Annotated in this window: 12 protein-coding genes; 4 read left to right on the top strand and 8 right to left on the bottom strand. The window is 69.3% G+C overall.

The features are described from left to right. Positions 1-10: 10 nt before the first annotated feature. From ACFWF2_RS17810 to ACFWF2_RS17795, 4 genes are read right to left on the bottom strand one after another with little or no spacing between them, the layout of a single operon-like run. Positions 11-1,657, bottom strand: coding sequence for a class I adenylate-forming enzyme family protein (locus tag ACFWF2_RS17810; protein ID WP_379308519.1), 1,647 nt, complete (start codon positions 1,655-1,657; stop codon positions 11-13). A gap of 11 nt (positions 1,658-1,668) precedes the next feature. Beyond that, positions 1,669-2,709 (bottom strand): alcohol dehydrogenase catalytic domain-containing protein, encoded by a 1,041-nt coding sequence (locus ACFWF2_RS17805; protein ID WP_379308543.1) that lies wholly within the window; start codon positions 2,707-2,709, stop codon positions 1,669-1,671. Positions 2,710-2,711: 2 nt separating this feature from the next. Then, positions 2,712-3,857: a serine hydrolase domain-containing protein gene (locus ACFWF2_RS17800; protein ID WP_379308518.1), complete on the bottom strand. Its 1,146-nt coding sequence runs from the start codon at positions 3,855-3,857 to the stop codon at positions 2,712-2,714. Further along, complete coding sequence (locus ACFWF2_RS17795) at positions 3,857-5,227, bottom strand: flavin-containing monooxygenase (protein ID WP_379308517.1); 1,371 nt, start codon at positions 5,225-5,227, stop codon at positions 3,857-3,859. The genes ACFWF2_RS17800 and ACFWF2_RS17795 overlap by 1 nt, the downstream gene beginning before the upstream one ends. Before the next feature lie 116 nt (positions 5,228-5,343). Here ACFWF2_RS17795 and ACFWF2_RS17790 point away from each other — a divergent pair, with 116 nt between their 5' ends. After that, positions 5,344-5,964, top strand: a complete 621-nt coding sequence (locus ACFWF2_RS17790; RefSeq protein WP_379308516.1) for a TetR/AcrR family transcriptional regulator — start codon at positions 5,344-5,346, stop codon at positions 5,962-5,964. Here ACFWF2_RS17790 and ACFWF2_RS17785 read toward each other — a convergent pair. Then, complete coding sequence (locus tag ACFWF2_RS17785) at positions 5,961-6,587, bottom strand: DUF4203 domain-containing protein (RefSeq protein ID WP_379308515.1); 627 nt, start codon at positions 6,585-6,587, stop codon at positions 5,961-5,963. The genes ACFWF2_RS17790 and ACFWF2_RS17785 overlap by 4 nt on opposite strands. A 102-nt stretch (positions 6,588-6,689) precedes the next feature. Between ACFWF2_RS17785 and ACFWF2_RS17780 the strand changes: the two genes are divergently transcribed. Together ACFWF2_RS17780 and ACFWF2_RS17775 are read left to right on the top strand one after the other, a co-directional pair. Next, positions 6,690-7,121 (top strand): DUF6325 family protein, encoded by a 432-nt coding sequence (locus ACFWF2_RS17780; protein WP_379308514.1) that lies wholly within the window; start codon positions 6,690-6,692, stop codon positions 7,119-7,121. A gap of 11 nt (positions 7,122-7,132) precedes the next feature. Next, positions 7,133-7,471 (top strand): SHOCT domain-containing protein, encoded by a 339-nt coding sequence (locus tag ACFWF2_RS17775; RefSeq protein WP_379308513.1) that lies wholly within the window; start codon positions 7,133-7,135, stop codon positions 7,469-7,471. A 58-nt stretch (positions 7,472-7,529) separates the two neighbouring features. On the opposite strand, the gene ACFWF2_RS17770 is transcribed toward ACFWF2_RS17775, so the two are convergent. The 3 genes from ACFWF2_RS17770 to ACFWF2_RS17760 all read right to left on the bottom strand — a co-directional run bounded on the left by ACFWF2_RS17770 (position 7,530) and on the right by ACFWF2_RS17760 (position 12,456). Continuing rightward, positions 7,530-9,425 (bottom strand): alkyl/aryl-sulfatase, encoded by a 1,896-nt coding sequence (locus ACFWF2_RS17770; protein WP_379308512.1) that lies wholly within the window; start codon positions 9,423-9,425, stop codon positions 7,530-7,532. A 30-nt stretch (positions 9,426-9,455) separates the two neighbouring features. Further along, complete coding sequence (locus tag ACFWF2_RS17765) at positions 9,456-12,059, bottom strand: LuxR C-terminal-related transcriptional regulator (protein WP_379308511.1); 2,604 nt, start codon at positions 12,057-12,059, stop codon at positions 9,456-9,458. Positions 12,060-12,234: 175 nt separating this feature from the next. Next, a complete protein-coding gene (locus ACFWF2_RS17760; protein WP_379308510.1) occupies positions 12,235-12,456 on the bottom strand; it encodes a hypothetical protein in 222 nt (73 codons plus the stop codon). Between the two features lie 189 nt (positions 12,457-12,645). Between ACFWF2_RS17760 and ACFWF2_RS17755 the strand changes: the two genes are divergently transcribed. After that, entirely contained in the window at positions 12,646-13,065 is a 420-nt protein-coding gene (locus ACFWF2_RS17755; RefSeq protein ID WP_379308509.1) for an Ig-like domain repeat protein, read from the top strand. The last annotated feature ends 37 nt before the right edge of the window (positions 13,066-13,102 follow it).

Raw genomic sequence — 13,102 nt, 5'->3', positions numbered from 1 at the left:
TTTTCACCCCTTACAGCGCGAGATCGCGCCGTGTGACCTTTCCTGTCGCGTTGCGCGGCAGAGCATCTGATGTGATCCGCCAGCGGACGGGCACCTTGAAGTACGCGAGCCGGGCAGCGACGAAGGCCCGCAGTTCCTCGGGGTCCACCGTGCCCTGCTCGGCGACCACCACGGCCGCCACTTCCTGGCCGAGATCGGGATGCGCGACCCCGAACACCGCGCATTCGGCGACCGCGGGGTGCTCGCACAGCACGTTCTCGATCTCGGTGGGGTACACGTTCTCCCCGCCGCGCAGGATCAGATCGGTACGCCTGCCCGACACGGTGAGCCTGCCGTCGCGCAGTGTGCCGAAATCGCCGGAGCGCAACCAGCGTTCGTCGTCGATGGCGGACTTGGTGGCAGCCTCGTCGTTCCAGTAGCCGAGCATCACGTAGGGGCTGCGGATGCAGATCTCGCCTTCCTCGCCGTCCGGGACCGCGTTGCCATCGGCGTCGCGGATCTCCACTGCCACACCGAAGATCGGCTTGCCGACCGAAGCGTCGTCGGCGACCAGGTCCAGCGGGGTGGCGACCGTCGCCGCGGTGCCGCTCTCGGTGAGTCCGTAGCTGGTGGTCAGGGCGAACTGCAAGGATGGAATCTTTTCGCGCAGGCTGGCCAACAGCGCGGGCGAGGACGGCGCGGAATTGAGGGAGAGCGCGGCCAGCGAGGACAGATCATGCTGGGCGACATCGTGTTCCAGCAGGCGGGCGGCCATGGTCGGCACCGCGGCCCAGTTGGTGACCCGCTCGCGCTCGACCAGGCTCAGCACCCGGCCGACCTCGAACGCGCCGTGCGGGAACACCGCGGCGGCGCCGGTCAGCAGTCGCGGGACGACGAGGTTGTGCAGGCTGGCGATGTGGAACAGCGGCGCGGTGACCAGGTACCGGCGATCGCTCGGCGCGTCGCTGGGCGGCTGACCGGCGAACGCGGCGAGCATGGCGTCGGTGAAACGGTGATAGTCGCTGATCGCCACCATGTTCCGCTGCGAATGCACAACGCCCTTCGGCCTGCCGCTGGTCCCGCTGGTGTAGAGGATGACGGCCGGGTCGTCTTCGTCGACCGGCGTCGCGGGGATCTCGCCGCCGCCGAACTCGGCGATCAGTGCGGGCAGATCCGTCTCCATGGTGAGCACCGGGATGTCGGTGCCGGGCACCAGCGCGGCCCTTTTCGCGTCCGCGATCAGCACGGTGGGCGTGGTGTGGTCGAGTCCGTAGGCGATCTCCGGCGGCGCCCACCAGGCGTTGTAGCCGACCGGGATCGCGCCGAGGCACTGCGCGGCCCAGAACGCGATCACCCAGTCCGGGCCGTTGGCGGCCAGGATGCCGACGCGGTCGCCCTTGCCGACGCCATGGCGGCGGGCCAGCGCGATGGCCAGCGCGCCCGCGGCCGCGGCGTGTTCGGCGAAGGAGGTCCGGCGGTCCTCGGTGACGAGGTAGTCGCGTTCACCCCAGGTCAGCGAGTGTTCGAGGAGTTCACGCAGGCTGCGGTGGCGCTGCGCCAGCACCGGGATCGGCACACCGAGCACGGGTTCGACGGTCAGCTCGAACGGCGCGCCGGGCGCGGTGAGCCCCGCGGCGACCTTCGCCACGAATTCCTGCGGGTCTACGGCTTCGGACATGGTGTTCTCCATCAGGGAATCAGGACGGCGCGGCCACGGATCGCGCCGGAGTCGAGTCGGTCGAAGGCGGTGCGGGCGTCGGCGAGGTCGAAGCGTTCGATCTCGGCGCGCACCTTGCCCGCGGCGGCCAGGGCCACCGCGTCGAGCAGGTCGGTTCTGGTGCCGCCGTAGGACTTGCGCACCGTGGCGCCCCACGGCAGGCCGGGTCCACCCGCCGGACCGGAGTCGATGCCGGGAACGCCGCCCGCCAGCCCGACCATTCGGTAGGCGCCGTTGGGCGCGACTGTTTCGACGGCGAGTTTCGTGGTGGCGTCGGCACCGACGAAGTCGAATACCGCCTCGGCGCCGCGGCCGCCGGTGAGTTCGAGGATGGTGGCCGCGGTGTCGTCACCGGCGCGCAGCGCGATATCGGCGCCACAGGCGGTGGCGAGGGCCAGCTTGTCGGCATCCACGTCGACGGCGATGACCCGGGTCTCCGTCATCGCCTTCAGCAGTTGCACCGCCACGTGCCCCAGGCCGCCGATGCCGATGGCGACCGCGGTGGCGCCCGGCCACAGCTGATCCAGCGTGCCGCGGATGGCGTGCATCGGGGTGAGCGCCGCGTCGGCCAGCGGCGCGGCCTGCGCGAAGTCCATGTCGCCGATGGGCACGAAGGAACGCGCGGGAATCCGGACGTATTCGGCCATACCGCCGTCCGGGCCGAGCCCTGGGCACGGCGGCATGGCCGTGCGCCCTGCGGCCAGGCAGACATTCTCGTTGCCGCGCAGGCACTCCCGGCATTCACCGCACGACCAGCACAGGTACACGATCCCGCGTTCGCCGGCATGGCGCCCGGCCACCTGCGCGCCGACCGCCTCGATCGTGCCCGCGATCTCGTGGCCCAGAGTGAGTGGCTTCTCGCTCATCGGGAACGGCAGGCTCAGCACGAACGAGTCCGAGTGGCAGATCCCGGCCGCGCCGACCCGCAACAGCAGATCGTCCGGGCCGATGTCGGGCACGGGCACCGTCCGCAATTCCAGGGTGCCCGGCGCGGTCAGCTGCATCGCACGCATGGTCATCGGGCCGCTCCGTCGAAGGTGGCCTTCAGGTACCGGTCGCAGCGGTCGGAGCCGATCAAGCCCGTCGCCATCCGGTTCATGGTGTAAGCGAAGGTGATCCGGCGATCCAGGTCGTTGACGACCATCGAGCCGCCGTAGCCCGCCCACCAGCAGACCCGACCGTCGGGGATGTGCGGGAAGGTCTGCGGGCGCGGCAAGCCGTAGCCGATGCCGAACCGCAGCGGGGTCAGCAGGGCCAGGTCGATGCCGTCGGCCTGCTCACGGAAGATCAGGTCGATGGTGGCGGGTGACAGGAACCGCCTGCCGCCGAGCTCGCCGCCGTTGGCGATCAGCGACTGGATCCGGGACACCGAGCGCGCGTTGCCGTGTCCGTTGGTCCCGCCGATCTCGGCCTGGCGCCAGGCCGGTGTCGCGGTCTCGGCGACCTCGAGCCACGGACTGGTGAGCGTCTTGATGAGCACGCTGTCCTGGTCCAGGGTCGACAGGTCGAACTCGGGCAGTTCCGGCGGGACCAGGGTGGCGATCCGGTCGGCGTGCTCGGGTCCGGTGCCGATGTGGAAATCGGCGCCGAGCGGGCCCGCCAGTTCCTCGGCGAAGAACCGGCCGAGCGAACGACCGGTGATGCGGCGCACCAGTTCACCGATCAGGTGTCCGTAGTTGATGGCGTGATAGCCCGAGGCGGTACCCGGCTCCCACCAGGGCGCCTGGGTCGCGAGCCGGGCCGCGGCTTCCTCGTGGTCGTAGATGTCGGACAGCGCGATCGGCTTGTCCCAGCCGGAGACGCCCGAGGTGTGCGAGAGCAGCTGCCTGACCAGGATGTCCGCCTTGCCGTTGGCCGCGAACTCGGGCCAGTAGCCTGCCACGCGCTGGTCGACGTCGAGGTCGCCGCGGTCGACCAGCAGCAGGGCGCACAGCGCCGTCATCGTCTTGGTGACCGAGAAGACGTTGACCAGGGTGTCGGCGCCCCACCGCGTGGCTTTCGCCGGATCGGCGTACCCGCCCCACAGATCGAGCACCGGATCGCCGTCGACGGTGACGCACAGCGCCGCGCCGAGTTCGGCGCCGGAGGCGAGTTGTTCGTCGAATGCCGCACGCACACCGGCGAATTCGTCCAGACAGAAGCCAGAGGAGGTTCCGCTCATCACACCGCCCCCGCCGTCGCGCGCGCGGGCACCGGCAGGCTGTTGCCCGTGGCGGCGGCCCGTTTCGCACCCCGTTCCAGCTCCTTGGTCAGCGAGCGCACGTACGGCTCGAACTCGGTCTGGATGGTGTGGCGCGGCGAATCGTAATAGCGCCCGGCACGTTTGGCCTCCTGCTCGCCGAGCACCTGCTCCATCTGCTCGCGCGGGGGCAGGTGATAGCGGCCGGCCAGGTAGGCGGCGACCAGCTTGCTCTGCTGCTCGGCGAAGTTGACCAGCGTCGGCATCGGCTGGGCCAGGCCGAGATAGAACAGGTTGTCCACGCCGGGCTGCACCATCATCTGGTACAGCGGGAACCGGTTGGCCGCGTCGGGCACCAGCGCCGGGTCGGTGAAGAACGGGAAGCTGATGTGGTAGCCGGTGGCGCACACGATCACGTCGACCCGCTCGCTGCTGCCGTCGGCGAAATGCACTGTGTCGCCGTCCAACCGGGTGATCGCGGGCTTGCACTCCACGTCACCGCAGCCCGCCCGGTGCAGGAACTCCTCGCTCGCCGAGGGATGCGCTTCGAACGGCTCGTGATCGGGCGCGGGCAGGCCGTAGTTCCGCATGTCGCCGCGGTTCTTCCGCACGAATCGCTGCTTGAGCTTGAGCGCGACCTTCGGGGGAATCCAGGAGGGCATCGAACGACGGTCACCCACTTGGCCGTTCACGTATTTGGGCAGCACCCAGACACCGCGCCGGGCCGAGACGAACAGCTTCGAGGCGAGGAAACGCTGGGACAGTTCGGAAGCGATGTCGAGGCCCGAGTTGCCCATGCCGACCACCACGATCCGCTTGCCGCGCATATCGATCGGGTCGAACGGATCGTTGTAGGCGTGGCTGTGCATCAGCACACCGTCGAATTCGCCGGGATAGTCGGGGAATCGGGGGTTCCAGTGATGGCCGTTGCAGACGATCAGCGCGTCGTAGACCTCGGTGCCGCCCGCCGCGGTCGTCACCCGCCACAGGCCTGCGTCATCACGCTCGGCCGCGGTGACCAGGCTGTTGAACTTGATCCGGTCGCGCAACCCGAAGTGGTCGACGTAGTCCTTGAAGTACCGCAGCAGCTGGGAATGGTGCGGAAAGTGCGGCCATTCCTCGGGTGCGGGGAAGTCCTCGAATTGCAGGCGGTACTTCGAGGTGTCGATATGCAGGCTCTGGTAGCAGGCCGACATCCCGTTGGGGTTCTTGTAGTACCAATTGCCGCCCACCTCGTCGGAGGCTTCGTAGCAGTCGAACGGAATGCCGTACTCGGCAAGCCGTTTGGCGACGGTGATACCCGAAGGTCCGGCGCCGATGACGCACACCCTGGGCAATTCGCGTGTATCCATGCACAACTCCTGAGCGGCCGCGGTCGCCGATGACCATGCCGCGTGACGTGGAACACACGATAGCGCTTCGCTGGACATCATGTCTAGTGAATGAGCGGATCGTCTAGGATGGGCGCATGACGTCCGAACCCGCCCGCCGTGGATCCTTGCGTGAGGAGCAGAAACGCCTCACCAAGGCCAGGATCGTCGAGACCGCGCGCACCCTGTTCGAGACCCAGGGCTATTCCGCTGTCCGCGTCGACGACATCGCCGCCGCCGTCGGATGCAGCAGGGCGACGTTCTATCTGCACTTCACCAGCAAGGGCGAGGTGCTGCGGGCGATCGCCAACGAGGGGACGCTGACCAGTGTCCGGGAGTTCTACGCCGACCTCGACCGGGTGCTCACCACCGGTTCCCGGGCGGCGTTCGAGGAGTGGATGACCCGGGCGATCTACTGGTTTCTGGTGAACAAGGACATGCTCCCGGCATGGGACGAGGCCACCGCGGTCGAACCGGAGTTCCGCGCGGTAGCGCGCGAGGGCATCATGACACTGGCCGACAGCATGCCCGCTTACCTCGCCCGCTGGCCCGAACACCGCCGCGACGAGGCGCGGCTGCGGATCGAACTGCTGGTCGCCCAGCTCGAGCGGTTCTTCACCCGGTGGGCCATGCAGGGCACCATCGACGTCACCACCGACAAGGCCGCCACGGTCCTCACCGATGTCTGGTTTCCGGCGCTGCAAGCACCCGCCGACTAGCTCGTCGGCCAGCCACCGTTGCGTTTGCGCTGCTCGGCAGCCTTGTCGTCGTCACCGGCGAGGTGCTGGATCCCGAGCTTCTCGGCGAACAGATGACGCTGGGTGATCCAGCCGAGCACCGAAAGGCCGATCCAGGCCAGGGTCGAGGTGACCTGCTGCCAACCGGTCTCCGGTTCGCGCAGGAACGCCAGCGAATCGCTCATCCGGCCCAGGCCGCTGAGCAGCATACTGGCGCCGCCGATCGAAGTCAGCCACAGCAGTGCGCGGGCACGGAACTTCTCGGCGAGGAACGCGCCGGCCACGCCCATCGCCAGCGCGACGATCATGCTCAGCGCGACGTTCTTGTCGCCGGGCTGCAGGACGGTCGCCAGCTTCGTGCCGATCATCGCGCCGGCGAGGCCGCCGATGAAGTACGAGGCGAAGCGGAACACCAGCGAAGTCACCACCCACGCCGAGATCGCGCCGATCAGCCCGATCAGCACCAGCCACCAGAACGTGGCATTGAACAGGTCGGCGATCAGCCAGCCGAGGCCGAACCCGATCGCCAGGACGCCCAGGTTCACCGACCTGATGCCGTAGAAGCACAGCAGTGCGCCGACCACCGCCACCACGATGCCGTTCATAAGGCATTCCTTTCGACACCTCCACGCTAGAGCGCGGGCGGCGGCGCCGGTTCACCCGATTCGGGTGAGGCGTGGGTGGCCGGATCGGCGCACGATCACGCCATGGGATCAACAGCTGCTCTGGGACCGGTCGATTTCCTCGTCCTCACCTTTCCCGGCACCGCCGTCGACGAGGCAGTCGCCGACGCACTAGGCGAGGTCGTCGGGAAAGGCCTGGTGACCCTGCTGGATCTGATCGTGCTGACCATGGACGCCGCGGGGACGGTCACCGAATCCGAGGTCGACGACGATCTGGCCGAGGTGGGTCTCACCGGCCTGACCGCGGCCGACATCGACCTGGTCAGCGACGCCGATGTGGAGGTCGTGCGCGGGTCGATGGCGCCGGGCAGCACGGCGGTGATCCTCGTCTTCGAACAGACCTGGGCGACGCGGCTGGCCTCGGCGGTGCGCGGCGCCGAGGGCGAGGTCGCGTTGCACGTGCCGATACCGCGCGATGTCGTCGAGTCCGCGGTGTCCGCCGCGGCGACGGGCTAGGAGGAAGCGACATGCCACTACGACAGGGCCGCATGGGGCGGCCTGGACTTCTGGGCACGATGGCCCGGACCGCGGTCATCGCAGGCACAGCCACCGCCACGTCCAACGCGATGAACAATCGTGCGCGCAGACGCTCGGCCGAGCAGCAGGCCTATGCCGATCAGGAGGCCGCCGCCCAGCAGCAGGCCTACGCGCAACAGCAGGCGGCCTATGCGCCGCCACCGCCCGCACCCGCCGCCGCCCCGCCGGTCGATCTGGTCGAAAAGTTGAAGCAACTGAGCGAATTGCATTCGGCTGGCGCGCTCTCCGATGCCGAATTCGCCGCGGCCAAGAATCAGCTGCTCGGCTGAGAACTCCCGGACGAAGCGCCCCTGTCTCGTCGACCGGGGGCGCTCATCGGGACCAGCGTCAGGGCGTCACGATGGCGAAGTCGGGGTCGGGGTCGTCCAGGTAGCCGACCAGTTCGGCCAGTGTGGTCGGGTCGCCGTCGATCGTGACGCGGCCGTCGACGATCAGCCGGCCCAGGTCCGCGCCGCCGATCAGGATGGCGTGTAGGTCCGCTTCGGTGAGGGTGAAGGTCGCGTCGGCGGGTCCGGCATCGCCCTCGACGTCGAAATGCACGAGTACGCCGTTGCGGAGCTGGGTGCGGTGGACGGTTCCGGTGTCCGCGAACTTCCAGTCGAGGACGATGGTGGCCGACCAGGCGCGCGGACCGTCGACGCGCAACGCGATCGCGTCGAAGAGCTGCTCGACCGACAGCGCAGCGCCGATATCCGACGACGCGCTCACCGTCGGGGTACCGACGCTTCCGTTGCGCAACTCGTAGGCGCCCGTCAGGAAGAAGTTGCGCCAGGTGCCGTTCTCGGAACCGTAGCCGAGCTGTTCGAGCGTGTCGGCCTGCAATGCCTTGGCCTCGGCGTTGTCCGGCTCGGCGAAGATCACGTAGTTCAGTACCTGGGCCACCCAGCGGAAGTCGCCGTCGGCGTAGGACTTTCGGGCCTTGGCGACGACCTCGTCGGCGCCACCCATGAAATCCAGGTGGCGGACCGCGGATTCGACCGGGGTGTGCTGCCACAGGTTCGCCGGATTGCCGTCGAACCAGCCCATGTACCGCTGGTAGATCGCCTTGACGTTGTGGCTGACCGAGCCGTAGTAGCCGTGGGTCGACCACGCGTTCGCCAGGGCTGGCGGCAGCTCGATGGTCTCGGCGATCTCGATGCCGGTGGCGCCCTTGTTGAGTGCCCGCAGGGTCTGGTCGTGCAGGTAGCCGTAGAGGTCGCGCTGGATCGAGAGGTACTCGGTGAGCCGCTCGGTGTCCCAGGTCGGCCAGTGGTGCGAGGCGAACACGACGTCGGAGCGGCCCGCGTAGCGGTTGATCGCCTCGGTGAGATATTTCGACCACACGTGCGGGTCACGCACCAGCGCGCCACGCAGGGTGAGCAGGTTGTGCAAGGTGTGGGTGGCGTTCTCGGCCATGCACAGCGCTCGCCGGTCGGGAAAGTAGAAGTTCATCTCGGCGGGCGCCTCCGTGCCCGGCGTCATCTGGAATTCGATGGCTACCCCGTCGACGGTCACGGCCTGGCCGGTGTGCTCGATGGAGATCGTCGGCGTGATCAGCGTCGGCCGACCGATCGAGGTCGTCGGCCCGAGACCGGCGCCGACCGAACCCAGCGGTCCGGTCGGCAGGGCAGCGCCGTACATGTAGGCCGCCCGGCGGGCCATCGCGGTGCCCGCGTACACGTTCTCCGCCACCGCGTGCTCGGCGAATCCCACCGGCGCGAGGATCGGGCAGCGGCCCGCGTCGACATCGTCTTGCGTGGTCACGCCTTTGACGCCACCGAAGTGGTCGATGTGGGAGTGCGAGTAGATCACCCCGGTCACCGGGCGTTCACCGCGATGCTCGCGGTACATCGCCAGCCCCGCCGCGGCCGTCTCGACCGAGATCAGCGGGTCGATCACGATCACGCCGGTGTCGCCCTCGACCAGGGTCATGTTCGACAGGTCGAGTCCGCGGATCTGGTAGATGCCCTCGGTGATTTCGTACAACCCTTGCATCGCGCACAGTTTCGACTGCCGCCACAGGCTCGGATGCACCGTGGGCGGGCACTCGCCGTCGAGGAAGGCGAACGCGTCGCTGCTCCACACCACGTCCCCCGCGGCATTGCGCACCACTCCCGGAGTCAGCGCGGCGACGAATCCGCGTTCGGCGTCGGCGAAATCCTGGGTGTCGTCGAACGGTAGCGTGCGCGATGCCGTGTCGTTGCCCGCTTCGATGCCGGCCGAGGCATCCTGCTGACTGGTCATCAGATCCCCTTCCCGATGCGGCCGCACGGCTCAGATCAGGCCGACGCGGCGGGCGTTGGTGATGGCCTCGGCGCGGGCGTTGACGCCGAGTTTCTGGTAGATGCCGCGCAGGTGGGTCTTGACGGTGTTCACCGAGACGCCCATGTTCGCGGCGATGGTGGCCGCGGTCATGCCGGAGGGGAGCTGGCGCAGGACCACGAGTTCGGTGTCGGTGAGCTGGGGCGCGTCGGCGGCGGGCGCGCGGTGGGAGCGGACCAGATCGACGAAGGCGTCGAAGCGGCCGAAGCGGCCGCCAAGCCGGTCGAGGACCTCGGCGGCGCCCGGCACATCGAGGAACGGGCGGATCAGCCGTTCCCCGCAGGCCAGCGAGAGCGCCTGCTCGAACGCGTCGTCGACCTTGCGGGGGCGATCGAGGCGATCGGCGGCGACGCCGACCAGCAGCCAGGCCGTGACCAGCGATCGGGTGTTCAGTGGCGGCGGACCGGTGAGCAGGGGCTCGAGCAGCGTCAGCGCCGCGGCGGGTCGATGGGTGTAGACGGCGAGGCCCGCGTCGGCGACGGCCGTCTGCGGCGTCGGACCGAAGACGCGGGTCGCGTGATCGACCAGGTGCTGGGCGTCGGCCCTGGCCTGCAGGCGCAGCAGCAGCCACAGCACGTCGGTGACCAGCGCGCCGATGCCGAGTAGTCCAGGGGCATCGTCGAGCAGCCGGTGCACCTGCTTGCACAGTGCGGTCGCGGCGGCCGCGCGGTCCGGGGCCGCGTCGAACATCAGCACGCCGGCCATGACCGCGGCCTGGCGCACCGGCGCCGGCGCGGTGGCCTCGACCAGCGGCCCGCCGGGCAGGCCTGGCTGTGGCAGCTCGACGGACTCGCCCTGGTGGTAGGCGCCGTAGGCCGCGATCACCCGGGCGAACGCGGCCTCGGGCGAATGGGTGAGGTCGTAGCGATCGGCGCAATCGATCGCGGCGTCGGCCAGCGCGCGCAGCTCACCGACCCGGCACACGTATCCCGCGGCGATGGCGGATGCGGTCCGCGCGCGCACCGCGACGCGACCGAGTCCCGTTTTCTCGGCGTGTACGATCGCGTGCCGTAACGCCGCTGTGCCGCTGTCGATCTCACCGCCCGAGATCTGCGCGGTGCCGCAGTGCAACGCCGCGTAGCAGTCGAGATCGGGCTGGCCGGTCACCGCGGGCAGCGGCCAGCTCATCGAGGCCGAATCACCCACCAGGACGGCGACTCCCGCGCTGACGGCCCGGTCGAGCGCATCGGTCCACCCGACGGGTACCAGCTGCGGGACCTGCGCGGGACCGACGTGGGCGGCTTCGAGATAGACCTCGGCGGTGGCGATTTCGCCCGCCTCCACCGCGACGGCGGCGCGCAGCAGGCGCACGAAGGTGTCCTCGGCCAGCTCGGGCACGTGCTCGAGCGCGGCGAGCAGCAGGTGCCCGGTGCCGTCGAGGACCATCCGCAGGCCCCAATCCCGCAGGAACGGCACCAGGCCGGGCGCACCAGGTTCGGCCAGGACGTGGTCGAGCGCCGGACCCGGCATCGCCGCGGCGCCGAACCACTCGGCGACCCGGCGGTGCACGGCGGGCAGCCGCTCGGCCCTGGTGTGCGTTGCCTCGGCCAGCAGGTACGCGCGCAGCAGCGGGTGGTAGGTGTGCCACAGCTCGCCCGCGTGCGCGACGGTGTGCATGGGGAAGTTGGCGCGCAGCAACTCGTCGATGATCCGTCCCGCGTTCTCCCCCGCCAGCTCCTCTGCCAGCGGCAGGCTGAAGCGGCCGGGAATCGCGGTGACGAGCAGGAATTCGAGGGTGCGGGCGGGCAGCGACTGCATCAGCTCGGCGACGAGGAAATCGGCGACCGCGTGCGAGGGCCTGGCCAGGGTGGTGAGCGCGGTGTCGCGGTCCTCGGCGTTGGCGGCCAGATAGATCGCCGCGATGCGCACCAGCGCGGCCCAGCCGCGCGTGAGGGTGTGCACCATGGCCAGTTCGGCGTCGTCGAGCCTGCAGCCGTGCTGGATGAACAGCTGGGCGATCCGCTCCGGTGACAGCGTCAGTTCGGCGACGCCGATCCGGGTCAGCTTGCCCGCCAATTCCAGCGCGTGCCAGCGCAACGGCGGATCGAACCGGCCCGCGATCAGCACGGTGACCGTCGGGGGCAGGTGGGCGAGCAGGTATTCCAGGCCGGCCAGTTGCAGCGGGTCGGTGAGCAGGTGGGCGTCGTCGATGACCAGAACCACGCGATCGAGGGTGATCGTCATGGCCTCGACCAGGTCGGCCGCCTGGTCGACCGGAGTGCGCAGCGCACCGTCGGCGACGATATCGGCCGACGGGTCGAGGATCTGCGCGATCGCCGGGATCAGGTCACCGCGGTCGGCCAGGCGGTCGGTGACGGTCAGCCAGCCGACCGCGGCCGAGCGCAGGCGCCGCGACCGGGTCACCCAGTCGACCAGGGCGACCGTCTTGCCGCTGCCCGCCGGTCCGGACACCAGCACCGTGTGCCCGGCGGCAGCGTGGGCGCGGTCGAGCCTGGCATTGATCTCGGCGGATCGTACGGAGGCGAACGACAGTTCCGGGATGCTCGCATCGACGTCCGCCGGGCTTTCAGCTATCGCTCGGTACGAGGTTGCCACCACCACACTCCTGAGCTCGTCGTCTACCCTGCGGGGCCGATCCACCAGCAGGTTCGACGGTAGGCGAAACACGACCTGCGCGTTTGCGGGTCGTGCGTCGTCGCGGTGCTCGTTATCAGATCGTCGTCATCATGACGGGTTGCCGACATCGGCTAACGAGCGGCAATCGTCGCGTTCAGTCGGGCAGCCGGGACATCTCGAGCAGGGTGAGACCGAGGACATCGATGCGGGCGAGCACGCCGCGCATGGCGGTGCTGTCGGCGAGCTCGCCGTACAGGGTGGTGGTGCCGGTGGCCGAATGCGCGCTGCGCCGAAGTTCGGGAAAAGCCGCGACGGCACGGTCGGTGAGCTCGCCCTCGACGACGAACTGATAGCGAACCGCACCTGATGTCGGCATGTACCCCAGTGTCGACGCCCACCGCGGCGACCGCCTCATCCGCACGGGATGATTCCGGCGCCACCTGCGGCGAACCGGTCGGCCCCAGTTTTAAACATTCGTTTTTCTGTTTCCCGGACAGCGCGGTGATCGGCTCGATAGTGTCGCGCACACCCACAGCGGTGGGACAGCGCGAACCAGGAGAACTCCATGAAGACCAACGCACGGCGGGCAGGCTTCGGACTCACAGCTTTCACCGCGGTCGCCGCGGCCGCGGTGCTGGTGGCACCGCAGGCCTCGGCGCTCGTGCAGGGCGTCACGGTCAGCGGCACCACCCACTACGTGGGCACCGCCTACACCGTCACCGCCGATGTCACCGCGACGTCGTTCCTGTTCAAGGTGACCTTCACCGACAACGGCACCCAGATCGGCGAGCCGGTCGCGGTCTCCGACGGCAAGGCCACCATCACCTGGACCCCGTCGACCCCCGGATCGCACGAGATCAAGGCGGTCCAGGAGCTGATCAGCGCCAAGACCGTCACCGTCGAGGTCAGCGCCGCGCCGACCACCCCCGGCGGCGGCACCGGATCGGCCGACCTGGGCGGACTGCTGACCGGCTCGGCGGGCTAGCTCGCCGCGCCTCGACGGCCGCCGCGGACTACCGATC

This window comes from Nocardia sp. NPDC060259, from assembly GCF_042728775.1.
Classification (GTDB): domain Bacteria; phylum Actinomycetota; class Actinomycetes; order Mycobacteriales; family Mycobacteriaceae; genus Nocardia.
Note: the sequence above shows the minus strand (reverse complement) of the source record. Positions and strands in the feature narration are given on the sequence as shown.

Bases quoted from the DNA above. Each gene is read 5' to 3' on its own strand.
- ACFWF2_RS17810 (WP_379308519.1), bottom strand. From the start codon at position 1,657: ATGTCCGAAGCCGTAGACCCGCAGGAATTCGTGGCGAAGGTCGCCGCG.
- ACFWF2_RS17805 (WP_379308543.1), bottom strand. From the start codon at position 2,709: ATGCGTGCGATGCAGCTGACCGCGCCGGGCACCCTGGAATTGCGGACG.
- ACFWF2_RS17800 (WP_379308518.1), bottom strand. From the start codon at position 3,857: ATGAGCGGAACCTCCTCTGGCTTCTGTCTGGACGAATTCGCCGGTGTG.
- ACFWF2_RS17795 (WP_379308517.1), bottom strand. From the start codon at position 5,227: ATGGATACACGCGAATTGCCCAGGGTGTGCGTCATCGGCGCCGGACCT.
- ACFWF2_RS17790 (WP_379308516.1), top strand. From the start codon at position 5,344: ATGACGTCCGAACCCGCCCGCCGTGGATCCTTGCGTGAGGAGCAGAAA.
- ACFWF2_RS17785 (WP_379308515.1), bottom strand. From the start codon at position 6,587: ATGAACGGCATCGTGGTGGCGGTGGTCGGCGCACTGCTGTGCTTCTAC.
- ACFWF2_RS17780 (WP_379308514.1), top strand. From the start codon at position 6,690: ATGGGATCAACAGCTGCTCTGGGACCGGTCGATTTCCTCGTCCTCACC.
- ACFWF2_RS17775 (WP_379308513.1), top strand. From the start codon at position 7,133: ATGCCACTACGACAGGGCCGCATGGGGCGGCCTGGACTTCTGGGCACG.
- ACFWF2_RS17770 (WP_379308512.1), bottom strand. From the start codon at position 9,425: ATGACCAGTCAGCAGGATGCCTCGGCCGGCATCGAAGCGGGCAACGAC.
- ACFWF2_RS17760 (WP_379308510.1), bottom strand. From the start codon at position 12,456: ATGCCGACATCAGGTGCGGTTCGCTATCAGTTCGTCGTCGAGGGCGAG.
- ACFWF2_RS17755 (WP_379308509.1), top strand. From the start codon at position 12,646: ATGAAGACCAACGCACGGCGGGCAGGCTTCGGACTCACAGCTTTCACC.